General features: G+C 66.9%; 22 protein-coding genes and 3 tRNA genes. 18 read left to right on the top strand and 7 right to left on the bottom strand.

Annotation, left to right across the window (positions count from 1 at the left end; genetic code table 11):
• Positions 1 to 43: 43 nt before the first annotated feature.
• From EDD34_RS04465 to EDD34_RS04475, 3 genes are all read left to right on the top strand, one after another.
• Positions 44 to 115, top strand: a tRNA-Gln gene (locus tag EDD34_RS04465).
• A 22-nt stretch (positions 116 to 137) separates the two neighbouring features.
• Positions 138 to 210, top strand: a tRNA-Glu gene (locus EDD34_RS04470).
• Positions 211 to 248: 38 nt separating this feature from the next.
• Positions 249 to 321 (top strand) — tRNA-Glu (locus EDD34_RS04475).
• Positions 322 to 637: 316 nt separating this feature from the next.
• Here the strand turns inward: EDD34_RS04475 and EDD34_RS04480 are convergent.
• The 3 genes from EDD34_RS04480 to EDD34_RS04490 all read right to left on the bottom strand — a co-directional run bounded on the left by EDD34_RS04480 (position 638) and on the right by EDD34_RS04490 (position 2358).
• Positions 638 to 1306, bottom strand: a complete 669-nt coding sequence (locus EDD34_RS04480) for a PH domain-containing protein (protein ID WP_123813499.1) — start codon at positions 1304 to 1306, stop codon at positions 638 to 640.
• A gap of 7 nt (positions 1307 to 1313) precedes the next feature.
• The gene (locus tag EDD34_RS04485) at positions 1314 to 1496 is read right to left on the bottom strand and encodes a hypothetical protein (RefSeq protein WP_123813500.1); all 183 of its coding nucleotides are present in this window, start codon (positions 1494 to 1496) and stop codon (positions 1314 to 1316) included.
• A 142-nt stretch (positions 1497 to 1638) separates the two neighbouring features.
• Positions 1639 to 2358 (bottom strand): IclR family transcriptional regulator, encoded by a 720-nt coding sequence (locus EDD34_RS04490; protein WP_123813501.1) that lies wholly within the window; start codon positions 2356 to 2358, stop codon positions 1639 to 1641.
• A 100-nt stretch (positions 2359 to 2458) separates the two neighbouring features.
• Here EDD34_RS04490 and leuC point away from each other — a divergent pair, with 100 nt between their 5' ends.
• Positions 2459 to 3979 carry a 3-isopropylmalate dehydratase large subunit gene (gene leuC, locus EDD34_RS04495; RefSeq protein WP_123813502.1) on the top strand — a complete coding sequence of 507 codons (1521 nt, stop codon included), beginning with the start codon at positions 2459 to 2461 and terminating at the stop codon, positions 3977 to 3979.
• Between the two features lie 32 nt (positions 3980 to 4011).
• A complete protein-coding gene (gene leuD, locus EDD34_RS04500) occupies positions 4012 to 4647 on the top strand; it encodes a 3-isopropylmalate dehydratase small subunit (RefSeq protein WP_123813503.1) in 636 nt (211 codons plus the stop codon).
• A 31-nt stretch (positions 4648 to 4678) separates the two neighbouring features.
• Here leuD and rnhA read toward each other — a convergent pair whose 3' ends face one another.
• Positions 4679 to 5098, bottom strand: coding sequence for a ribonuclease HI (rnhA, locus tag EDD34_RS04505; RefSeq protein WP_123816321.1), 420 nt, complete (start codon positions 5096 to 5098; stop codon positions 4679 to 4681).
• A gap of 133 nt (positions 5099 to 5231) precedes the next feature.
• On the opposite strand from rnhA, the gene EDD34_RS04510 reads away from it, so the two are divergent.
• Entirely contained in the window at positions 5232 to 6086 is an 855-nt protein-coding gene (locus EDD34_RS04510; protein WP_123813504.1) for an LLM class flavin-dependent oxidoreductase, read from the top strand.
• A 104-nt stretch (positions 6087 to 6190) separates the two neighbouring features.
• Positions 6191 to 7123 carry an AEC family transporter gene (locus EDD34_RS04515; protein ID WP_123813505.1) on the top strand — a complete coding sequence of 311 codons (933 nt, stop codon included), beginning with the start codon at positions 6191 to 6193 and terminating at the stop codon, positions 7121 to 7123.
• 54 nt (positions 7124 to 7177) lie between these two features.
• On the opposite strand, the gene EDD34_RS04520 is transcribed toward EDD34_RS04515, so the two are convergent.
• Positions 7178 to 7612, bottom strand: a complete 435-nt coding sequence (locus tag EDD34_RS04520; protein WP_123813506.1) for a VOC family protein — start codon at positions 7610 to 7612, stop codon at positions 7178 to 7180.
• 66 nt (positions 7613 to 7678) lie between these two features.
• Here EDD34_RS04520 and EDD34_RS04525 point away from each other — a divergent pair, with 66 nt between their 5' ends.
• The 8 genes from EDD34_RS04525 (at position 7679) to EDD34_RS04560 (ending at position 15248) form a co-directional block, all read left to right on the top strand.
• A complete protein-coding gene (locus tag EDD34_RS04525; RefSeq protein WP_123813507.1) occupies positions 7679 to 7951 on the top strand; it encodes an acylphosphatase in 273 nt (90 codons plus the stop codon).
• Between the two features lie 105 nt (positions 7952 to 8056).
• Complete coding sequence (lpdA, locus tag EDD34_RS04530) at positions 8057 to 9460, top strand: dihydrolipoyl dehydrogenase (protein WP_123813508.1); 1404 nt, start codon at positions 8057 to 8059, stop codon at positions 9458 to 9460.
• Positions 9461 to 9639: 179 nt separating this feature from the next.
• Positions 9640 to 10950: a tyrosine-type recombinase/integrase gene (locus EDD34_RS04535; protein WP_123813509.1), complete on the top strand. Its 1311-nt coding sequence runs from the start codon at positions 9640 to 9642 to the stop codon at positions 10948 to 10950.
• A 184-nt stretch (positions 10951 to 11134) separates the two neighbouring features.
• Positions 11135 to 11446, top strand: a complete 312-nt coding sequence (locus EDD34_RS21545; protein WP_123816322.1) for a DUF4259 domain-containing protein — start codon at positions 11135 to 11137, stop codon at positions 11444 to 11446.
• Between the two features lie 101 nt (positions 11447 to 11547).
• A complete protein-coding gene (locus EDD34_RS04545) occupies positions 11548 to 12564 on the top strand; it encodes an SMODS domain-containing nucleotidyltransferase (protein WP_123813510.1) in 1017 nt (338 codons plus the stop codon).
• Positions 12561 to 13991, top strand: a complete 1431-nt coding sequence (locus EDD34_RS04550; RefSeq protein ID WP_123813511.1) for a ThiF family adenylyltransferase — start codon at positions 12561 to 12563, stop codon at positions 13989 to 13991. The genes EDD34_RS04545 and EDD34_RS04550 overlap by 4 nt, the downstream gene beginning before the upstream one ends.
• Positions 13978 to 14469, top strand: coding sequence for a Mov34/MPN/PAD-1 family protein (locus EDD34_RS04555; protein WP_170176967.1), 492 nt, complete (start codon positions 13978 to 13980; stop codon positions 14467 to 14469). Before EDD34_RS04550 ends, EDD34_RS04555 begins: the two co-directional genes overlap by 14 nt.
• Complete coding sequence (locus tag EDD34_RS04560) at positions 14466 to 15248, top strand: DUF6602 domain-containing protein (protein ID WP_123813513.1); 783 nt, start codon at positions 14466 to 14468, stop codon at positions 15246 to 15248. Before EDD34_RS04555 ends, EDD34_RS04560 begins: the two co-directional genes overlap by 4 nt.
• Positions 15249 to 15438: 190 nt before the next feature.
• Here the strand turns inward: EDD34_RS04560 and EDD34_RS04565 are convergent, their stop codons facing one another.
• Entirely contained in the window at positions 15439 to 16236 is a 798-nt protein-coding gene (locus EDD34_RS04565; RefSeq protein ID WP_281277743.1) for a restriction endonuclease, read from the bottom strand.
• A 260-nt stretch (positions 16237 to 16496) separates the two neighbouring features.
• Between EDD34_RS04565 and EDD34_RS04570 the strand changes: the two genes are divergently transcribed.
• Together EDD34_RS04570 and EDD34_RS21060 are read left to right on the top strand one after the other, a co-directional pair.
• Positions 16497 to 16811, top strand: coding sequence for a transposase family protein (locus tag EDD34_RS04570; RefSeq protein ID WP_170176969.1), 315 nt, complete (start codon positions 16497 to 16499; stop codon positions 16809 to 16811).
• A 90-nt stretch (positions 16812 to 16901) separates the two neighbouring features.
• Positions 16902 to 17027: a DALR anticodon-binding domain-containing protein gene (locus tag EDD34_RS21060; protein WP_246012184.1), complete on the top strand. Its 126-nt coding sequence runs from the start codon at positions 16902 to 16904 to the stop codon at positions 17025 to 17027.
• A gap of 119 nt (positions 17028 to 17146) precedes the next feature.
• On the opposite strand, the gene EDD34_RS04575 is transcribed toward EDD34_RS21060, so the two are convergent.
• Positions 17147 to 17941, bottom strand: coding sequence for a transposase family protein (locus EDD34_RS04575; RefSeq protein ID WP_123813516.1), 795 nt, complete (start codon positions 17939 to 17941; stop codon positions 17147 to 17149).
• Between the two features lie 616 nt (positions 17942 to 18557).
• On the opposite strand from EDD34_RS04575, the gene EDD34_RS04580 reads away from it, so the two are divergent.
• Positions 18558 to 19628, top strand: coding sequence for a hypothetical protein (locus tag EDD34_RS04580; protein WP_123813517.1), 1071 nt, complete (start codon positions 18558 to 18560; stop codon positions 19626 to 19628).
• Positions 19629 to 20514: the final 886 nt, after the last annotated feature.

Here is a 20514-nt window from a genome sequence, read left to right on the forward strand (position 1 = left end):
TTTCCCTCGGTGACGTCCTCCGATGGAGGAACGGAAACCCCCTTGGGGTATGGTGTAATTGGCAGCACGAGTGGTTCTGGTCCACTTAGTCTAGGTTCGAGTCCTGGTACCCCAGCGCAGTACAGAAGTAGTCTCAGGCCCCCATCGTCTAGCGGCCTAGGACGCCGCCCTCTCACGGCGGTAACGCGGGTTCAAATCCCGCTGGGGGTACGCAGAACCACCGGCTCCGGCCGGTGCTGAAGTTCCAGGCCCCCATCGTCTAGCGGCCTAGGACGCCGCCCTCTCACGGCGGTAACGCGGGTTCAAATCCCGCTGGGGGTACGAGACGGATGGGCGGAGTGTGTTCGGCTTGCCGAACCTGCTCCGTCTCTTTGTTTTTTGTGGGGGCGGAGCCCCCACGCCCCGCCCCGGGGGCTCGCCCCCGGACCCCGGGCTGGGGCTTCGCCCCTTTCCCCCCTGCCGTGGTGGCCTGGGTGGGGGGTGTGGGGTTTGGTGTGGCTGGGGTTCTTGTTGGCTGTGGGGGTGTGACGTTCTTGGGTCTGTCCTGGCCGGGGTGTCCGTTGTTGCCGGTGCCCGTCAGTTGCTGAGCGACCGAGGAAGATGGCGTGGTCGCGGACGGGCGGGGCGGTGGGGCTGGTTAGTCCTCGGGGTGGGACGGGCGGATCTTGATCTGCTGGGTTCGTGGGGTGGAGCGGGGTGGCGTGGTCGGAGTCTCGTCCGGGGTGGTGGCGTCCTCGGGGTCGTCCCGTTGCCGGGGGACGATCGACGGGGGCCTCGTGGCCGGCTTCGGGTCCGCGTCCGGGTGGAACAGGCTCGTCATGAGGGTGCGGTACAGGGCGTCCGAGCTGGGGATGTACTCCTCCGTGCTCAGCGTCTGGTCCTGGCCCGCCGACTCGAAGTGGAAGGTGCCGTAGCCGATGAGCTGGCCCATGAAGTCCTGTTTGTAGCCCAGGTCCGTCACCTTGTCGCGCGGCATGGTCGCCACCGACTGCACCACGAACCCCGTCACCGTCATGAGCCGCAGGTTCGTCAGCAGCAGCCAGTCATGACGCCACTCCAGGTACCTCCACCCCAGGCGCCCCAGCACGAGCGCCCAGCCCCAGAACAGCCACACGAGGACGTCGCGCATCTCGCTGCTCGCCGCGAGGAACACCAGCACGAGTACCACGAACGAACCGAGCGCCGTCAGCACCGGCTCCCACAGCCGGACCCAGTGCCGGTGCGTCGCGAAGACGATCTCCTCGCCGCCCAGGATGTACTTGCGCAGCCTCCTGTGCCGACGGAGAAAGTCCTCGGTCTCGGTCACGCAGGGGTCACCCGGCCAGTATTCCCGTGAACAGCTCCTCGAAGAACGTGGCGATCGCCAGGACGGCGCCCCAGATCATGTCCCAGATCGCCAGGACGAAGTCCGCCGACCCGCTGGGGTCGCTGATGATCATGGACACGACGGCGATCACCGCCAACCAGATGAGGACGAGCCTCAGTTTCGGCGACATCTGTCTTCCTCACGACGACGACGCGCGTGCGGGCCTGGAGCACACGTCGCGTCAAAGCGTACTTTCCGGGTCCGGCTCGCGGGGTCACCATCCTCGGCGTGGCGCGAAGGTTTGGTAAAGAAATCGCCGTTCGGCCCGCCGGTCACTCGCCCGAGCGGTGCAGCACCTCGGTGAGCTTGTTCGCCGCGGCGACCACGGCGGCCGAGTGCAGCCGGCCGGGCTGCCGCGACAGCCGCTCCACCGGCCCGGACACACTCACTGCGGCCACCACGCGACCTGACGGCCCGCGCACGGGGGCGGAGACGGACGCCACGCCCAGTTCACGTTCCGAGACCGACTGCGCCCAGCCGCGCCGTCGGACACCCGACAGGATCGTGGCGGTGAAGACCGCCTCGCGCAGGCCGCGGTGCAGGCGGTCCGGCTCCTCCCAGGCGAGCAGGATCTGCGCCGCGGAGCCGGCGTGCATCGTGAGCGTGGCGCCCACGGGGATGGAGTCGCGCAGGCCCACCGGGCGTTCCGCCGCGGCGACGCAGACCCGCTGGTCCGCCTGGCGGCGGTAGAGTTGCGCGCTCTCACCGGTGTGGTCGCGCAAGGCGATGAGCACCGGGTTCGCGGCCGCGAGCAGCCGGTCCTCGCCCGCGGCCGTGGCCAGTTCGTTGAGGCGCGGACCGAGCACGAAGCGGCCCTGCATGTCACGTGCGACCATGCGGTGGTGCTCGAGCGCGACCGCCAGGCGGTGCGCGGTCGGACGGGCCAGTCCCGTCGAGTTCACGAGCTGTGCCAGAGTTGCCGGACCGGCCTCGAGAGCCCCGAGGACGGACGCGGCCTTGTCCAGCACGCCGACTCCGCTAGTATCGTCCATACCTCGATATTGCCGTCTCAGGGCGTGAGATAGCAAGTCGGCAAAGTAGATCGAGTACTGACGCAGGGCGAAACTGGAAGTGACGAGGAGGCGACCCGCAATGGCCGGCACGCTGGCGGAGAAGGTCTGGGAGGCGCACCTGGTGCGACGCGGCACCGGGGGCGAGCCCGACCTGCTGTACATCGATCTGCACCTCGTCCACGAGGTGACGAGTCCGCAGGCGTTCGAGGGGCTCCGGCTGGCCGGGCGACCCGTCCGCCGCCCGGACCTCACCATCGCCACCGAGGACCACAACACCCCGACGCTGGACATCGACCAGCCGATCGCGGATGTGACCAGTCGCACACAGATCGACACCCTGCGCGCCAACGCGCGCGAGTTCGGCGTGCGGCTGCACAGCCTCGGCGACGCGGACCAGGGCATCGTCCACCAGGTGGGGCCCCAGCTCGGCCTGACGATGCCGGGTCTCACGGTGGTCTGCGGTGACTCGCACACCTCCACGCACGGCGCGTTCGGCGGCCTCGCGTTCGGCATCGGCACCTCCGAGGTGGAGCACGTGCTCGCCACCCAGACGCTCCCGCTGACACCGTTCAAGACGATGGCGATCACCGTCAACGGGGCGCTGCCGCCGGGCACCACCAGCAAGGACATCATCCTGGCGGTCATCGCCAAGATCGGCACCGGTGGCGGGCAGGGCTACGTCCTGGAGTACCGCGGCGAGGCGATCCGCAAGCTGTCGATGGAAGCGCGGATGACGATCTGCAACATGTCCATCGAGGCCGGCGCGCGCGCCGGCATGATCGCGCCGGACGAGACCACCTTCGAGTACCTCAAGGGCCGCCCGCACGCCCCGGAGGGCGCCGACTGGGACGCCGCCGTCGAGTACTGGAAGACGCTGAAGTCCGACGACGACGCCGAGTTCGACGCCGAGGTGGTCCTGGAGGCCGCCGACCTGGAGCCCTTCGTCACCTGGGGCACCAACCCGGGGCAGGGCCTGCCGATCTCGGCCTCGGTGCCGGTCCCGGCGCAGATCGCCGACGAGTCCGAGCGTGTCGCCGCCGAGCGCAGTCTCGAGTACATGGGCCTGGAGCCCGGCACACCGCTGCGGGACGTGAAGGTCGACACCGTGTTCATCGGCTCCTGCACCAACGGGCGCATCGAGGACCTGCGGTCCGTCGCCAAGGTGGTCAAGGGTCGCAAGAAGGCCGACGACGTGCGGGTCCTCGTGGTCCCGGCCTCCGCGCGCGTGCGTCTGCAGGCCGAGGCCGAGGGCCTGGACGAGATCTTCAAGGACTTCGGCGCCGAGTGGCGCAACGCCGGGTGCTCGATGTGCCTGGGCATGAACCCGGACCAGCTCGCGCCGGGGGAGCGGTCGGCGTCGACGTCGAACCGCAACTTCGAGGGCAGGCAGGGCAAGGGCGGGCGCACGCACCTCGTCTCACCGCTCGTCGCGGCGGCGACCGCGATCCGCGGGACGCTGTCGTCGGTCGCGGACCTGAACCTCGCCGAGGACATCGACCTGACCACCTTCGACGGCTCGCCGCTGGACGGTGTGGGCGCCCCGCCGATCACCGAGACCGTCGTCGACCTGCCGATGCCCGTGCCGGCCGGGGCGCGCTGACCCGCTGCCCGCCGCGAACCCAGGAGATCACCATGGAGAAGTTCACCACCCACACGGGCGTCGGCGTGCCGCTGCGCCGCAGCAACGTCGACACCGACCAGATCATCCCCGCCGTGTACCTCAAGCGGGTCACCCGCACCGGCTTCGAGGACGCGCTGTTCGCCGCCTGGCGGGGCGACCCGGCGTTCGTGCTCAACCAGGACGCCTACTCGGCCGGCTCCGTGCTCGTGGCCGGTCCTGACTTCGGCACCGGCTCCTCGCGCGAGCACGCCGTCTGGGCGCTGAAGGACTACGGCTTCCGCGTGGTGCTGTCCAGCCGGTTCGCCGACATCTTCCGCGGCAACTCGGGCAAGCAGGGGCTGCTCGCGGCCATCGTCGCGCAGGAGGACATCGAGATCCTCTGGAAGGTGCTGGAGACGAAGCCCGGCACCGAGGTCACCGTGGACCTGGAGGCGCGCACCGCGACCGCCGACGACGTCACCGTGCCCTTCCAGATCGACGACTACACGCGCTGGCGGCTCATGGAGGGCCTGGACGACATCGGCCTCACCCTCCAGCACGCCGACGAGATCACGGCGTTCGAGGAGACCCGCGCGACCTGGCGCCCGAAGACGCTCCCGGCCAAGCACTGGCCGACCGAGACGGTGGAGCCGGCCCGCCCGGTCTGACGTCTGCCGGTTCCCCCGGGCGCGGCCCGGGTCAGCGCACGGCGTCGACGCCCTTGTTCGCCAGGGCGTCGGCGCGTTCGTTGCCCGGGTCGCCGGCGTGGCCCTTGACCCAGACCCAGCGCACCGAGTGCTCGGCGACCTCGGCGTCGAGCGCCTGCCACAGGTCCACGTTCTTCACGGGCTGCTTCGAGGCCGTGCGCCAGCCGTTGCGCTTCCAGCCCGCGATCCAGGACTTCATCCCGTTCATCACGTAGGACGAGTCGACGTGGATCGTCACGTCGCTGGGGCTCTTCAGCGCACGCAGCGCCTCGACCACGGCGGTCAGCTCCATGCGGTTGTTCGTGGTGGCCGGATCGCCGCCGAAGATCTCCCTCTCGTGCGTTCCCGAGCGCAGGAGCGCGCCCCAGCCGCCGATGCCGGGGTTCCCCTTGCAGGCGCCGTCGGTCCACATCTCGACGACGGGACGGGCGCTGCGGGTGGTGTCTTCAGGGCTGGTCACGGGGTCCCACAGTAGTCGTGTCAGTGTCCCGGCGTAACGTGGCGGACGAGGCAGCGGTCACGTCCCACCACTCGGAGGTTGCGGCATGAAGTTCGGGTTCATCGGCAGTTTCGGCACACCTGAGCAGCACGTCGCGCTCGCGCGCGAGTGCGAGGAGCACGGCTGGGACGGCTTCTTCACCTGGGATGCCGTCAGCATGGGAGCCTTCGGCCCCACCTGGGACCCGTTCTCCCTGCTCTCGGCGGTGGCCGCCGTCACCGAGCGGATCACGCTCGGCGCGATGGTCTTCGCCCTGCCGCGCCACCGGCCGTGGGAGTTCGCGCAGCGCGCGCTCACCGTCGACCACCTGTCCGGCGGTCGCCTCGTCCTGCCCGTCGGCGTCGGCGTCCTGGACGACGGCGGCTTCCGGTCCGTCCCCGGCCAGGCGACGGGCCTCAAGGAACGCGCCGAACTGCTCGACGACACCCTGGTCTACCTCGGCGAGTCGTGGAAGGGCGAACCCTTCGAGTTCGCCGGCAGTCGCACCGAGGTGGGCGAGATGGTCTTTCCCGAGCCGCCCGTCAACGGCCGGATCCCGGTGTGGCCGGTCGGCGTCTGGGACCCGGCGCGGCCGCCCGTCCGCAACCTCGCCCGCACGCTGCGCTGGGACGGGATCGTCACCCAGAACCGCGGCTCGGCGGACGAGCCGGGGCCCGATTCCGTCGCCCCACTCGTGAACTGGCTGCGCTCGCAGCCGGCGTGGGCCGAGCGTGACGCACGCCGCCCGTTCGACGTCGTCGCTCAGGGCAAGCTGTCGGACGACCCCGCGAAGGCCGTCGAGCAGGCGCAGGCCATGCAGGAGGCGGGCGCCACCTGGTGGGTCGAGTCCTGGTGGGACCCGGACAGCGTCACGCCGGAGTTCCTGCTGAAGAAGGTCCGCCAGGGGCCGCCGTCGATCTGAGGTGTGTGGAGCCGCCCGGCGAGCCGGGCGCTGTGGCCGCCGGGCCCCGCGCCGCCGGGTGAGACGGTCCGTGGTGGCGCCGGGCGGCGGAATACGCTTGCCACGTGCACGACGTCCTGCTCGGGTTCACCACCATCGCCGCCGTGATCGCCGTCGGCTACGGGATCGCCGCGGTGAAGCTGCTGGACGAGCGTGCGCAGACGGTCCTGACCCGGCTCTCGTTCTTCGTGGCGAGCCCGTGCCTGCTGTTCGTGGTGATGTCCGAGACCGACGTCGCGGGATTCCTGTCGCGCAACCTCGTCGCGACGGCCGCCGGGGTCGCGGTGGCCGCGATCCCGTACATCCTCGTCGCGACGCTGGTGCAGCGCCGCCGCCCCGACGAGACGGCGATCGGCGCGATGTGCTCCGCGTACTGCAACGCGGGAAACCTGGGCCTCCCCGTCGCCGCGTACGTGCTGGGTGACGCCGCGCTCATCGCCCCGATGCTGCTGCTCCAGCTCGGCGTGCTCCAGCCGATCGCGCTCATGGTGCTCGACGCCGGCCGGGAGGGCGCCCGCCGCACCCGCGCCGAGGCGTTCTGGCGGGCGGCTCGGCTGCCGTTCACCAACCCGCTCACCGTCGCCACCCTGCTCGGCCTGGCGATCTCCCTGACCGGCCTGCGCGTGCCGGATCTCGTGATGGAACCCGTGGGGCTCATCGGCGGGCTCGCGGTGCCGGGTGTCCTCATCGCGTACGGCATCTCCCTGCGGCTCGGGCCGATGCCGGGCCGCGGTGTGCCGGCCGTCGAACTGGGATTCGTCACGTTCCTCAAGCTCGTCGTCCAGCCGCTCGGCGCCTACGCCGCGGGCCGCCTCCTCGGGGTCGACGACGTCGCGCTGCTCGCCCTCACGGTCACCGCCGCGCTCCCGAGCGCGCAGAACATCTTCGTCCACGCGACCCGTTTCGGCCGGGCCGAACTGCTCGCCCGGGACGCCATCTTCGTGACGACGATCGGCTCGGTCCCGGCGATCACGGTGATCACGCTGCTGGTGGCGTAGGGGGCGCGGTCGGTCCTCGGTCCGACCGCATCGCTACCGGTCGAGGCGGAGTGCCTAGTCGAGGCAGAACTCGTTGCCCTCGATGTCCTGCATCGTGATGCAGGACTCGTTCTCCTCGTCGGCGTACTGCGTCAGCACGTGTGACGCGCCCAGCGCGAGAAGTCGCTCGCACTCGGCCTCGAGCGTCGCGATGCGTTCCTCGCCCACGAGCCCGGCGCCGCGCCGCACATCGAGGTGCACCCTGTTCTTGACCACCTTGCCCTCCGGCACGCGCTGGAAGTACAGCCGCGGGCCCACGCCGGTGGGATCGACGCACGCGAACGCCGCGTCGCGGTCCTCGGGCTGCAGCGACCGCGTGTAGTCCTCCCAGGTGGCGAACCCCTCCGGTGGCGGTGGGACGACGTACCCCAGCACCTCGCACCAGAAGCGCGCGAGGCGCTCGGGCTCCGCGCAGTCGAACGTGACCTGGAAGTGTTGAACCGACGTCATCGGCCCACCCTAGGACGCGTGGTGCACGACGGCGCCACGCTTTTTCACCGGCCCTATCCTGGCGGCATGGTTCAGCGGGTTCGGGTGACCGTGCACGGCAGGGTCCAGGGCGTCGGCTTCCGCGCCACCGTGGTGCAGGCCGCCCGGCGGCTGCCCGTCGCCGGGTTCGTGCGGAACACCCCGGGCGGCAGCGTCGAGGCGGAGGTCGAGGGCGAGCCGGACGCGGTCGAGGCGCTGGTCGCCGTCCTGCGCGAGGGGCCGACGGCGGCCCTGGTGACGGGCGCCGAGATCGCGGATCTCGAGCCGCGTGGCGAGTCGGGCTTCCGCGTCGCCCACTGAGCCGGACGGGACCGACCTCGCCACGACGGCCGTCGTCGTCCATGGTGGTGGTTCATGACGGACGTCACGCCACGGCATCGCCGCTCTGGCCATAGGCTGGGGGCCATGGCTTCCCACTACGACGTCGTTCTCCTCGGAGCTGGCCCTGGCGGCTACGTCGCCGCGATCCGTGCGGCGCAGCTCGGCAAGTCCGTTGCGATCATCGAGGAGAAGTACTGGGGTGGTGTCTGCCTCAACGTGGGCTGCATCCCCTCCAAGGCCCTCCTGCGGAACGCGGAGCTGGCGCACATCTTCACGCATGACAAGGATCTGTTCGGGATGTCGGGCGACGTCTCGTTCGACTTCGGCAAGGCCTGGGAGCGCTCGCGCACGGTCGCGGACGGGCGCGTCAAGGGCGTCCACTTCCTGATGAAGAAGAACAAGATCACCGAGTACGACGGCCGGGGTTCGTTCGTGGACGCGAACACCATCGACGTCACGCTCAACAAGGGCGGCACCGAGCGCGTCACGTTCGACAACGTGATCATCGCGACCGGTTCGAAGGTCAAGCTGCTGCCGGGGGTCGAGCTCAGCGACAACGTCGTCACCTACGAGAAGCAGATCATGACCCGTGAACTGCCGAAGTCGATCGCCATCGTCGGCGCCGGCGCCATCGGCATGGAGTTCGGGTACGTCCTGAAGAACTACGGCGTGGACGTCACGATCATCGAGTACCTCGACCGGGCGCTGCCGAACGAGGACGCGGACGTCTCCAAGGAGATCGCCAAGCAGTACAAGAAGCTCGGCGTGAAGATCCTGACCTCCACCGCCGTGCAGACCGTCAAGGACAACGGCTCCTCCGTCCAGGTCTCCTACAAGGGCGTGAAGGACGACAAGCCGGGCGAGCTCACGGTCGACAAGGTGCTCATGGCCGTCGGCTTCGCGCCCAACGTCGAGGGCTTCGGGCTGGAGAACACCGGCGTGGCACTCACCGACCGCGGCGCCATCGACATCGACGACCACATGCGCACCAACGTGCCGCACATCTACGCGATCGGTGACGTGACCGCGAAGCTCATGCTCGCGCACGTGGCCGAGGCGCAGGGCGTCGTCGCCTCCGAGACCATCGCCGGCGCCGAGACGCAGACGCTGGGCGACTACCGGATGATGCCGCGCGCCACGTTCTGCTCGCCGCAGGTGGCGTCGTTCGGGCTCACCGAGCAGCAGGCCAAGGACGAGGGCTACGACGTGAAGGTCGCGTCCTTCCCGACCATGGCCAACGGCAAGGCGCACGGGCTCGGCGACACGACGGGCTTCGTGAAGCTCGTAGCCGACGCCAAGTACAACGAGCTGCTCGGCGGGCACCTCATCGGGCCCGACGTGTCCGAGTTGCTGCCGGAGCTCACGCTGGCGCAGAAGTGGGACCTGACCGCCGACGAGGTGGCGCGGAACGTGCACACGCACCCGACGCTGTCGGAGTCGGTGCAGGAGTCCATTCATGGGCTGGCGGGGCACATGATCAACTTTTAGTTGATGGATTGGCCGCTCTTGGGCGGTCGGCCTGGTGAGGGGCCCGGATCCGCGGAATTCCGCGGGTCCGGGCCTCTTTGCGTCTGGTGTCACGTGGACACCTGAGGTCGTGAGGAGTCCCGGATTGCCGCCCCTAGGGGCACGCAGGGGGCACGCCGACACGACCAGGAGGACCCACGATGACCACGAAGAACACGACGGCACAGCCACAGAAACGCGAAGCCTGGGGCAGGCTGCGCAAGCTGCCCTCGAAGCGATGGCAGGCGCGCTACACCGGGCCGGACGAGAAGACCTACTCGGCCCGGACCGAGGACGACAAGCCGCTGACCTTCCTCACCAAGACCGACGCCCGGGCATGGCTGAACCGGATGCACGAGACGATCGCCTCCGGGCGGTGGGAGCCTCCGACCGAGGCCGTTCGGCGGCGTCGGGCCGAGGCCGAAGCGGCGGCGCTCCGGGACGTCACGTTCCGCGACTACGCCGAGCAGTGGCTCCAGCGCATCGCGCACGAGCCCGGCAAGGGAGGCCGACGTCGTCGGCCCGGAACGGTGACGTCCTACCGGGGGCGCATCAACAACTACCTCCTCGAACCGCTCGGCGACGTCAAGGTCCGCGACATCGACACCGCCAGGGTGCGGGCGCTCGCGGCTGATCTCACCGCGCTGCCCTCGGTGCTCAAGCCGGGCGCGGGGCGCAACGGGATCGCCGGCGACGTCGTGGACACGCTCAAGATGATCCTGCGGGCGGCGGTCAAGGACGGACTCCTGGCCACGATGCCCGACGTGATGACGCCCGCCCGCAAGTCCGTGCGGCACGATGACGCGCACACGCCGGAGGATGACGTCGCGACGCCCGCCCGGGTCGATGCGCTGTACCGGGCGGTGCCGCAGCCGTGGCGGATCGCGGTGCTATTCGCGGCGTGGTGTCAGTTGCGGCGCGGGGAGGTGCTGGGGCTGCAGCGGCGGGACATCGTCTGGAACGGTGATCGGACGGCGGCGACGCTGTACGTGCGGCGGCAGAAGAACGGGACCACGGGGAAGCTCGCGGACCCGAAGTCGGACAACGCCGTTCGGTCCATGTCGGTTCCGCCGCTCATGATCGAGCGGCTGCGGGAGCACCTGGACGAGCGGGTGGGGTCGGGGCGGATGGCGCCGGTGGTGCCGGGTCGGGAGCGGGGTGGGGAGCATCTGTCGGCGTCCCGGTGGAACGGGGTGTGGACGGTGGCCCGGGAGGAGGTGGCCGGGCTGCCGGACGGCTACCGGTTCCACGACCTGCGGCATACCGGGCTGACGCGGTTCGCGCAGGAGGGTGCCACACTCGCCGAGCTGATGCGGCGAGGGGGACATGCCGATGTGGCCGTGGTGCTGCGGTATCAGAAGGCGACGATGGCGCGGGACATCGATCTGGCGGCGCGGATGAGTGCGACGGTGGGGGAGGAGATGCAGCTCGAGAAGGAGCGCGCGAAGCTCGAAAGGGACAGGGCTGCTTGATGCTCGAGTGGCTGGACCTTCCTCGCGAGGAGGTCCAGCCGCTGTAGTCGCAAGGTGCGCGCAGCCGCGACCGGTCGGGGGTTCACACGGAACGCGCTGATGGATCGCGCCGACAAGGCTCGGTGTCAGTTCATCGAGATCGACCCGGATGCGCCGGCCGACTCGGTAGCGACGATGGTGACATCTGCGATTCGGCGACGCAGCGTCTTTACGGACACGTGAAAGGGGTGCGTTCGAGGACGACACCGCGCTGGACCTGCTGGACGACATCGTGGAGGGGCGGTTCTCCTTCGAGAGCCTCGTCCACGATGCCGGAGCCGCGTACCTCGATCACGAGACAGGTGCGGCGGTGCTGGCCCTGGCAAAGCTCACGCAGGCAGGGCACGGTCGCTCCTGGGAGTCCCGCCCCCCGGGGCAGCCGACGATCCGACACTCGCTGTGCCTGTGGTTGCGCCTGCTATGGAACATGTTGCGCATTGCGGGTCGCAGGGGCTGAGTGTCAGAGGGTCGGAGTAGCGTGCTTGGAACGTCGTAGTTCCGTCGAACTCGGTCTTGCAGTCAGCAGCCAGCGGACGGGCGGGATCTCGAGGGGAGCGGATGGTGGCCATTCTCAGTACTCAGTTCAGCAAGGCTCTGGAGTTGATCGAGCCGTCGGTCGACGACAAAGCGAACGCGCCCGAGGCGCACAAGGCGGTCCGTGCCGCACTCACCAGTGCGGACGAGCTCAAGGAGTGGGGTCTCAACCCCGTACTCATCGGCTCCTACAAGCGCGCCGTCTCCATCCGGCGGATCACCGACGTCGACGTCTTCTGCCGCATGGACGACATCGGCGACGACGTGGCTGGTGACACCGTCCTCGACCAGTTCTACAAGGTGCTCGACGCCGTGTTCAGCGTCGACGACGACGACGAGCCGCGTGTCAAGCGCCAGGCGCGGTCGGTCACGATCGACTTCCCCGAGTACGACGGTCTCCACGTCGATGCAGTCCCCGCTCGCAAGCGCTCCGACGGCTACTGGGAGATCCCGACCCGCGATGGCGGCTGGCAAACCACCAACCCCGAGAAGCAGACTGCGCTCAAGACGGCCATGAACGATGCCTTCGCCGACGACTACGTCCCGCTCGTCAAGCTCGTTCGCCAGACCAGGCGCACGATCCTCGGCAAGCGACCCGGTGGACTCTTCGCCGAACTGGCGCTCTACGACGCGTGCGTGAACAACCAAGTGAGCAAGAAGAACCTCACGCTCGGGTACGTGACCGCTCTCGAGGCCATTGCCGACTACCTCGACGACAAGGTCAGCTGGGGCAAGGAACTTCCCGACCACACAATGCCGGGCAGGACCCTGTCCTTCCGGGCCACCGATAACCAGTGGGAGACGGCGCGCGACAAGTTCCGAGCGGCCGCGACCACAGCGCGTCAAGCGTACGTCGAGGAGGACTCCGGCAAGGCCGCGGTGAAGTTCCGCGAGTTGCTCGGTGAGAACGGGGATGACGACGTCGTCTTTCCGATGCCGCCCGGCTACAACGAGGACGGGGTCAAGGAGGCTTCAGCATCGGCAGCCCTGATCACTCCAGGATCTTCCAGGGTTCCCGCAGGAGACCGCCGGTTCGGATGAGCCAGTGGGAAGAGGAGATCGAGGCGGGCACGTTCCGGTTCGTCGAAGAGTTGGAGCGCCGCGGCTTCCGAGCCGACGGGCGGATTCTCGACGGCACAGTGGGGTCGGACGACGATGCCCTCCGGGTCGAGATCACCCTGCCCGACGGCTTCCCGTTTACGCCCCCGCGTGTCTTGCCGCCGGCAGACTTCCAGCGCTCGTGGCACCGTGAGCGCGACGGAGCGATGTGCCTTTATCCTTCCGACGGTCGAGATGATCTGCCCTGGCTGGATGTCGGGGACTTCCTCGCTTTGGTGGAACGTTGGATCACCGAGTCCACCTCAGGGTGGCCCGGTGACTTTCCAGACTTGGACCTCGAGCGCTACTTCGAGCAAGCCGCCGAGCCGCTCGTGGTCTACGGAGACCTCGACGAACTCAACAACAAGTTCATTCAACTGCGCCGCCTCGCCCATCTCACCCGAGTAGTGGGTCCCGGATCGATCCCGGCGGGGAAGCGCGTCGGGAAGAACCGCGCCTTCGGGTACGTCACGGACATCGGAGAGCCCGCGACACCTCCAGCCAGCTGGGGCGACCTCACAGTGGCTATCCCTGCCGCTGACGTCCGCCTCATTGAGAAGGCCGTTGCTGACGGCCGGTTCAGCTACCTCATAGTCAGGTATGTCCGGGGCGGGGTGGGTGCGGCGGTCGTGCTGTCGATCTGGAGGGACACGTCCGGCGGAATCGGCCTGGCGTCGGTCCGTAGCGCCAGCGACGCGCCAGCGACGCTGAGACTACGGGCCGGTGCCGACTCCGAAGCCCTCGGAGAGTCGCACGTTGCGGTCGTCGGCGTTGGTGCTATCGGGTCATTCGTATGTGACCTACTCGCGCGCGCTGGTGTCGGCGCAATCACCGCCTACGACCCCGACATCGTCAAGCCCGGAAATCTCATCCGGCACCTCGCCGGCGTCGACTCTGTCGGTCTACCCAAGCCAGAGGCTGTAAGGCGGACGATCGAAGCGCGGCCGCACAACTCGACAACAGTCACGAGCGTCCCGGACGGCGTCCCGTTACCTAGCGAAGTGCTCGGGACGTTCGTCGACCACGACCTGGTCATCGACGCATCGGCATCGGGCGAAGTGACACAGTTGCTCGCCATCGCTGCGACCGCTGGAGGGCACCACCTGATATCGGTCTGCCTGCAAGAGGAGGGCCGCGTCGTCCGAGTTGATGTAATTCCGCCCCTGCGAGGCGATCCGATCCCGCCTACGGGACTCAATCCACCGGCGGCTCGTGAGGACCTGAGATTCGAGGCGGGTTGCGGCGATCCCGTCTCGCAAACCTCAGCCTTCGCCGTCTACGAGGCCGCCTCAATCGCCACGCGTCACGCGATCGGACTGCTGACGGGATCACCGCTTTCTGCTGCGGGGACCATTCGTGATTACCGCTGATCGCGGCAACGCGCCCGAGGTCCGCATCGAAGAGAACGCGTTCCACCGGGGCGAGGCGATTGCGCTTGATGCGGCGCCTCATGAGAGCGGCGGGATCCTGGTCGGCTGGTGGGAAGGAGACGGTATCGCCGTCGTGCGGGGTCTCCTGGCCGTTCCCGACCATCGAGCAGGTCATACACACTACGAGCGCCGCCACACGCCCGCGCAGCAAGTCCTCGATGAGTACTTGGCGACGAGCTCTGAGCCAAACGTCGGCTACGTTGGCGAGTGGCACAGCCATCCGACGCCGCAACCTCCGAGCCCGACCGACCGGCATGCCCTCACCGGGCTCGTGAGACAAGCTCGCCACTCCGTCGCTCTGGTCGTGCTCGCCGTGATGTCAGAACACGCTGTCGAGGCCTACAGCTTGATCGGCGAGCCATGCTGGCCGAGTCGCGCCACGATCAAGCCTGCCGACGTTGAGAGGATCGCACCGTGACCAAGCCGCCATTCGACATTTCCGCCGCCTTTCGCAACAAGGCAACAGCGCTTCGGGCGTCGTTCCTCTCCATCCGGGACGTGACCTCCCACCCCACCGAGCGGGGCGATCAGAGCGAGGCGGACTGGGTCGGCCTCATCAGGGACTTCCTTCCCACGAGGTATGCGGTCGGCCCCGCCTTTGCCGTTGACCACCACGGAAATATGAGCGAACAAATCGACGTGGCGATCTACGACACCCACTACTCGCCACAATGGTTCGGCGCCGCGAGCGGAACCCGGTTCGTGCCCGCGGAGAGTGTTTACGCGGCGTTAGAGGTGAAGCCTGATTTCAGTGCGGCCAACCTGGAGTACGCGCGCAAGAAGGTCGCGAGCGTGCGCGCTCTGGAGCGCACGTCGCAGTCTGTCGTGCACAAGGGCGGGGTCTACAAGCCCGAAGAGATCGGAGTGAAGCCCATCATCGGCGGCTTCCTTACGACCCGCAAAAACCTGGCGAGCCCGATCGACAAGCTTGTGGAGACGCAACCTGCTGACGCCGAAGACCCTGGCTTCTTAAACATCGGCATATGCCTCGATCAGTTCGCCTTCGACTACACGCCCACGATCGTCGGCGACGAAGTAAAGCTCGAACTCGACACACGTGACGGTGAGGGCGCTCTCATCCACTTCTGCATCAGGATCTTCCGCCAACTCCAGGCAATCGGGACCGTGCCCGCCGTCGACATGACGAGGTACGAAGCGACAGTCTTCCCAGGACAGCTCGGTGCGGCGGACCTCTGACAGTCAAGTTTCAGAGTGCGATAGACACCATTGCAGGATCGATCACGGGGCACCGAATGTACGGATCACTCCGTTCGCAGAGGATCTACTGACTGTGAGTTCCTGGCCATGGGAAAGCGCGGCCGTTACCGAAGGAGCCTTGCGTTCGTAGCGGTGGAGTCATCGGACGCCACGAGCCAGGCGGCTTCCCTTACCGACCGCGGATGCCGCTGAGCAAGCTGATCAGCTCTGGTGGTTGCAGGGTCTTCCAATCGACTGGACTTGCCTCCGGGGTCATCATGTGATGATAAATGCGCTCACAGGTAACTACGGACATTTCGACGATGAATAGCAGGCCATCCCAGTCGCTGACGTTAAAAATCTCACCATCAACGAGGTCCAGTGGGAAGTAAGCGACTGGCCAGCGGCCGAACCGTGCGTCTTCCAGCGACTGTCGCATTTCAGTGAGGCAAGCTGTCACTCTCGCCACGGCATGGGGGCCACTTTTGAGTAACCCAGGAGGCCCGGAATATCTAGCAAATGTCGCCTGCCGCTCCGATTCCCCTAGATCCCAGACTGCCGAAAATGCCTGCAAGAGGCGAGAAATTCGCTCGTCGAGAATTCTTGCCTTCGTCGATGAGATCTCATCTTGAAAGTTCAGCCTGAAGTCTTCCAGGCCAGTCAAAGTGATGTTCGTGTTCCGTGTGGCACGAATTGCACCAGCCTGGAATCCGCTCTCGGAAAAAACAAGTCCGCGGTCCGCCCCGATGTCGTCAACGATTCCCTGGAGGGTGAGAATCCTCTCCTTCGGAACCCTTCGCGCCCAGGCCTTGCACTCGACTATCCAAAGGATATCCAACCCAGCAATCCTTATGCGGGCCGCTACGTCGATATCATGCTGTGCGCGTGCACCTCCAATGGTTTCGTCAACGCGCGTATCAAATCCAAGCTCAGACAAGAACGAGGAAACTTCTTGTTGGTATTTCTGCCATTCTGGCGTCCGGGGCAATTGGATACTCCAGCAGGTGCGAGTGGCGGGATTGGCGGCAGGGCGATTGCAAGGTTGTTCACCTTTGGTGGCGCTTGACGCGGTGTGGTGTCTTTATATATGGAAGTTTCTGGTGGTGGGTATAGGGCGGCGGATCTCATGGAATGATCGAGGTTCCTACATCATGATCGTCTACGGAAGCCGCTGTTGTGTCTGCATTCTTCATCATCGTCGGGTCTTGGGGCCAGTCGCGGTTGGAGGCGGAGTTGGCGAGGCAGGACGTGTCGGCGCTGCTGGAGGCATTGGAGGCGGTGCCGGATCCGCGGGATCTGCGGGGTGTGGTGTACGACTTGGCGATACTGCTGGGGCTGGGTGTGTTCGCGGCGGCGTGTCAGGCGACCACGTTCGACGAGATCGCCGAGACCGTGCGCGATGCCGACGCGTATGTGTTCGCGGGGTTCGGGCTCATGACCCGGCGCGTGCCGTCGCTGGCGACGCTCGGGCGCGTGTTGTGCGACGTGGACCCGGACGCGTTGGACGAAACGCTCTCGGCCTGGGCGTGCGACATGAAACCCGCACCGACGGCGGGGCGGTGAGCAGATCAAACCGAGTCTGGTGCGGGTGGTGTCGCTCGACGGGAAGACGCTCAAAGAAGCCCGGCGGTTCGACGACGCGAGACCGGCGCCATGTCGCAGACGGCGGTGCTTGAGGCTCTCGATCAGGACACCGGGCAGGTGCTGGCGCAGGTCACCGGACGCACGTTGGCCACGGGGCTTGAACTGCTCGGCATTGCTGCACCCGAGCGGATGTGATCGGATGCTGCCGCGCCATACCCGGCGCGGCAGCATCACGGACGGCGTTGCTCCAGGCGTGGTTCACGCGGAGCGCACTGCAGGGATCGCGACCACAAGGCGCTGACTCAGAGCGCTATTCACGTGGCCTGTCGGTAGAACTCGAGGTTGACGATGATGTGGATCAGGGTTGGGAGTTCGGTCAGGCGGCCGCGGTAGCCGGTGGCGAGGATCTTCCAGTGCTTGAGCAGTCCGATGGTCCGTTCGACCGGTGCGCGTAGGGAGGCGATGTGCCGGTTGTGCTCCCGGTCGGCTCTGGAGCGGCGTTTCTGGCCTCGGGCCTTCTTCCGTGGCGTGAGGCGAGTGTGTTTCACGTAGGCGGTGTCGGCGATGACGGCGATCCAGTCCCGCTTCGCCCGCGCGGCAGTGATCTGGTCGGCCCAGCCGACCTCGTCCAGTGCACGCGAGTCGTGTCGCGAGCCGGGTACCGGTGTCGAGACGTCGGCCAGGGTGCCGTCGCGGAACGCTGCGACCTGCACGCCGAGGGCCTGCTTGTGATGCTTGGCGGCGTAGTTCGTGGTCCCGGTCCCTGTGCGGTTGCCCGTTGGGATCGGCGTGCCGTCGATCAGCACGGTGCCGCGTTCGAGCGCGTCGGCCAGATGCTTGCGGTCCAGGGCGGTGACCTGTCCGATCATCGGGATCAGGTACCGCCAGATCCGCGAGACGGTGGCTTGCGCGATGCCGAACAGGTCTCCTGTGAGCTGCTGGGGCAGGTTGTGCCGGGCGATGATCAGCACCATCGTGACCGCCCTGCCGAACGGAAGCGTGAAGTCGTACCGATCACCATCGGGCCGGCCGGTGTGGACCTGCCAGCAGCGAGCGATCAGTTCGGCGGTCTGGGCACCGGTCAACCCGGCGGTACTGTGGTGGCGCATCGGTCCTTCGGACGGTTCGAATCCTGGCGTAGACAACCTGGATCCAACCGCACGCAAGGACCGTTGCGCTATCTACCGAACCTTGCCCTGCAGCAGCGTCACCGCAGGCCAGAGCCTCACCAGCTCATGACCAGAACCGAGCCGCTGAATAACGCTCTTAGGCTCGAGGGAGATTGGTGGCCTATTAAGTGACTACACCACCCACGCGACAGACGCCGGCGGGACTCCGCTTTGACGCATCCGGCGGCACGCCAGCGTACCTTTCCATGACACAGCACCGCACCCATGCTGATGGAGGGAGGAATAAGTGGGACATTCCACCGACGGATGAGTATCACGTATTTTGCGCTTCTCACTCAGCGAACTGGGTGTGCGTCAACGGCCACAATTGGGGTGTAATTGCAGGGTTGGCAGTGGTCGGTACGAACAAGGAGCGTATCGCCAAGTTTCCACGGCCTTCGAACCCGGCTGACGAGCGCCATGGATACCCCGTATCGGCTCGAGACCATCGGCGTGAGCTGGCCCATCGCCCTCCGGCTGAAGTAACGACCCTGTGGCGAGATTCTGGCGTAATTTCCGAAATAGACAAAGCGCGGATCGATAGGGGGAAGATCTGATGCATCATATTTCGGTGCTTATCGAGGAGCCCCGCGCGCTCGATGTTTTTGCTTATCGCGGCCACCTATTCGTGCTGACCTTCGAAGGATGCTTGATCACGTACAGCGTCTCTCAGATCGCGTCAAGCTTGGATGAGGAGCATGGTGATGACGGCCTAGTGGCAGCCTATGCCCTGTTCTCAAGCAAAGGTATTGGTGCGTCACCAAAGACGAAGAGTGCTTGGAAGCGATTTGATCACGCATCCTCGCGGTCATTGGAGTTGCCGTCGTCCCCAGTGGCGACCTCTCCATTCGCCATCGAGGCGTCTGCGCACCTTGACATGCGCGTGTATTACAACCAAATCTTCGTTGCGACGGATCGAGGAACTTTCTGGGCTCCGCTCGAGAGCACAGGTCAAGTCTCGTCGGACCGCGACGCGGTGAAGTCGATGACTAGCGCGCCGACGGAGTCATTGAGCACCGGGATGGGCGCAGTTGGTGCCTCTCTCGGCGAAGAAGGCCTCGCTATCTTCGCAAGAGTCTACGCCGAAGATCGTGCACCGGAGAGTCGTCTTCTGCATCGGTCGATCCGTAGCACCATCGGATGGGGCAACGCGGTGAACTATCCAACGCACGGTTCGTATGAGATTCTTGAAAGCACGATTATCGAGGATGGCCTGGGTCGGAAAGAACTCGTGGGGGTGCGTGCTCCGTCCAGCGGCAAGGCCGCCGTCGTGGACGTTCAGCGCGGCGGCTACGTCACTTGGGAGGCGGGTCGGCTACTCCTGGCCGATGAGACTAGCGTGAGCTCGCTCGGCAGGGCAGGCGGTTCAAGTCGCCGACGAACGCTAGCGCGGGCTAGTGATGGTGACCAGCCGCTGTGGATGGGCGTGACCGGTAACCGGTGCATTGTGACAGAGACGGCTGATCGTATCTCGGTCGCCAAAGCAGACCAGCACCTCACTATTCACGAAGGGCCTGCAGCATCAGTTCGCACCTTTAGTGGGTCCCAGCGGTACCGGCGCTTGGTCGCCGCCACTGTGGACGGCGGACTCCTGCTTAGCGCCGTATTTCGGTCGGATGAACGCTGATGTGCTGATCCGTCGAATCGGACTGCGGAACGCACGCATTCCTATAGCACCAGTGGGATTCTGTGATCGTAAAGGGCGATCGGCCGGTCGCGGGAGAGGCCTTACCTCCAAGATCCACCTCGCGGTCGACGGGTGCGGGCTGCCCGTGAGCGTGATCCTCACCCCGGACAGGCCGAGGACAACCCGCAACTGCTGCCCTTGTTGGACCGGGTATCGGTCGGGCGCGATGGGCCGGGCCGGGCCCGCCAACGGCCCGACCGGGTCCTGGCCGACAGGTCCGACTCCAGCCCGTTCACCCGTCTCGCCCTGCGCCGTCGTGGCATCGCGTTCACCAGTCCGGAGAAGAAGGACCACGTCGCCTACCGGCTGCGCGAGGGCGACCGGGGTGGCTGCCCGCCCGCCTTCAACGCGAGGTCAACAAGAGCCGCAGCATGGTCAATCGCTGCTTCGACCGGCTCAAGCAGTTCCGCGCCCTGGCACCAAACGCGCCGCCTACTACAGGGCCGATTCCACCGCCCGCCACGATCATCCATTGGTTCCACGGTTTACCCGGACACGGAGGGCCAGGGGTGCCTCGTTCGGAGTGGCACGCAGCAGGCACGCCCCACCCGCACTAGACTAGAAACCGCAGAATTCCAACGATCCCGCGCCCCAAACCCACATGATCAACTTCTGATCTCGGGTGGTGCCGCCCTGGGGCGGTCGGCCTGGTGAGAGGCCCGGATCTGCGGAATTCCGCGGATCCGGGCCTCTTTGCGTGTGGTGTCGCGTGGACACCTGAGGTCGTGAGAAGTCCCGGATTGCCGCCCGAAGGGGCACGCAGGGGGGCATGCCGACACGACCGGCGACGATGGCGCGGGACATCGACCTGGCGGCGCGGAGGATG

Source organism: Myceligenerans xiligouense (genome assembly GCF_003814695.1).
GTDB classification, from domain to species: domain Bacteria; phylum Actinomycetota; class Actinomycetes; order Actinomycetales; family Cellulomonadaceae; genus Myceligenerans; species Myceligenerans xiligouense.

Excerpts from the sequence above, each read along its gene's own strand:
- EDD34_RS04485 (WP_123813500.1), bottom strand. The coding sequence starts at position 1,496 with ATGTCGCCGAAACTGAGGCTCGTCCTCATCTGGTTGGCGGTGATCGCC.
- EDD34_RS04490 (WP_123813501.1), bottom strand. The coding sequence starts at position 2,358 with ATGGACGATACTAGCGGAGTCGGCGTGCTGGACAAGGCCGCGTCCGTC.
- leuC (WP_123813502.1), top strand. The coding sequence starts at position 2,459 with ATGGCCGGCACGCTGGCGGAGAAGGTCTGGGAGGCGCACCTGGTGCGA.
- leuD (WP_123813503.1), top strand. The coding sequence starts at position 4,012 with ATGGAGAAGTTCACCACCCACACGGGCGTCGGCGTGCCGCTGCGCCGC.
- rnhA (WP_123816321.1), bottom strand. The coding sequence starts at position 5,098 with ATGTGGACCGACGGCGCCTGCAAGGGGAACCCCGGCATCGGCGGCTGG.
- EDD34_RS04510 (WP_123813504.1), top strand. The coding sequence starts at position 5,232 with ATGAAGTTCGGGTTCATCGGCAGTTTCGGCACACCTGAGCAGCACGTC.
- EDD34_RS04520 (WP_123813506.1), bottom strand. The coding sequence starts at position 7,612 with ATGACGTCGGTTCAACACTTCCAGGTCACGTTCGACTGCGCGGAGCCC.
- EDD34_RS04525 (WP_123813507.1), top strand. The coding sequence starts at position 7,679 with ATGGTTCAGCGGGTTCGGGTGACCGTGCACGGCAGGGTCCAGGGCGTC.
- lpdA (WP_123813508.1), top strand. The coding sequence starts at position 8,057 with ATGGCTTCCCACTACGACGTCGTTCTCCTCGGAGCTGGCCCTGGCGGC.
- EDD34_RS04535 (WP_123813509.1), top strand. The coding sequence starts at position 9,640 with ATGACCACGAAGAACACGACGGCACAGCCACAGAAACGCGAAGCCTGG.
- EDD34_RS04545 (WP_123813510.1), top strand. The coding sequence starts at position 11,548 with ATGGTGGCCATTCTCAGTACTCAGTTCAGCAAGGCTCTGGAGTTGATC.
- EDD34_RS04550 (WP_123813511.1), top strand. The coding sequence starts at position 12,561 with ATGAGCCAGTGGGAAGAGGAGATCGAGGCGGGCACGTTCCGGTTCGTC.
- EDD34_RS21060 (WP_246012184.1), top strand. The coding sequence starts at position 16,902 with ATGTCGCAGACGGCGGTGCTTGAGGCTCTCGATCAGGACACCGGGCAG.
- EDD34_RS04575 (WP_123813516.1), bottom strand. The coding sequence starts at position 17,941 with ATGCGCCACCACAGTACCGCCGGGTTGACCGGTGCCCAGACCGCCGAA.
- EDD34_RS04580 (WP_123813517.1), top strand. The coding sequence starts at position 18,558 with ATGCATCATATTTCGGTGCTTATCGAGGAGCCCCGCGCGCTCGATGTT.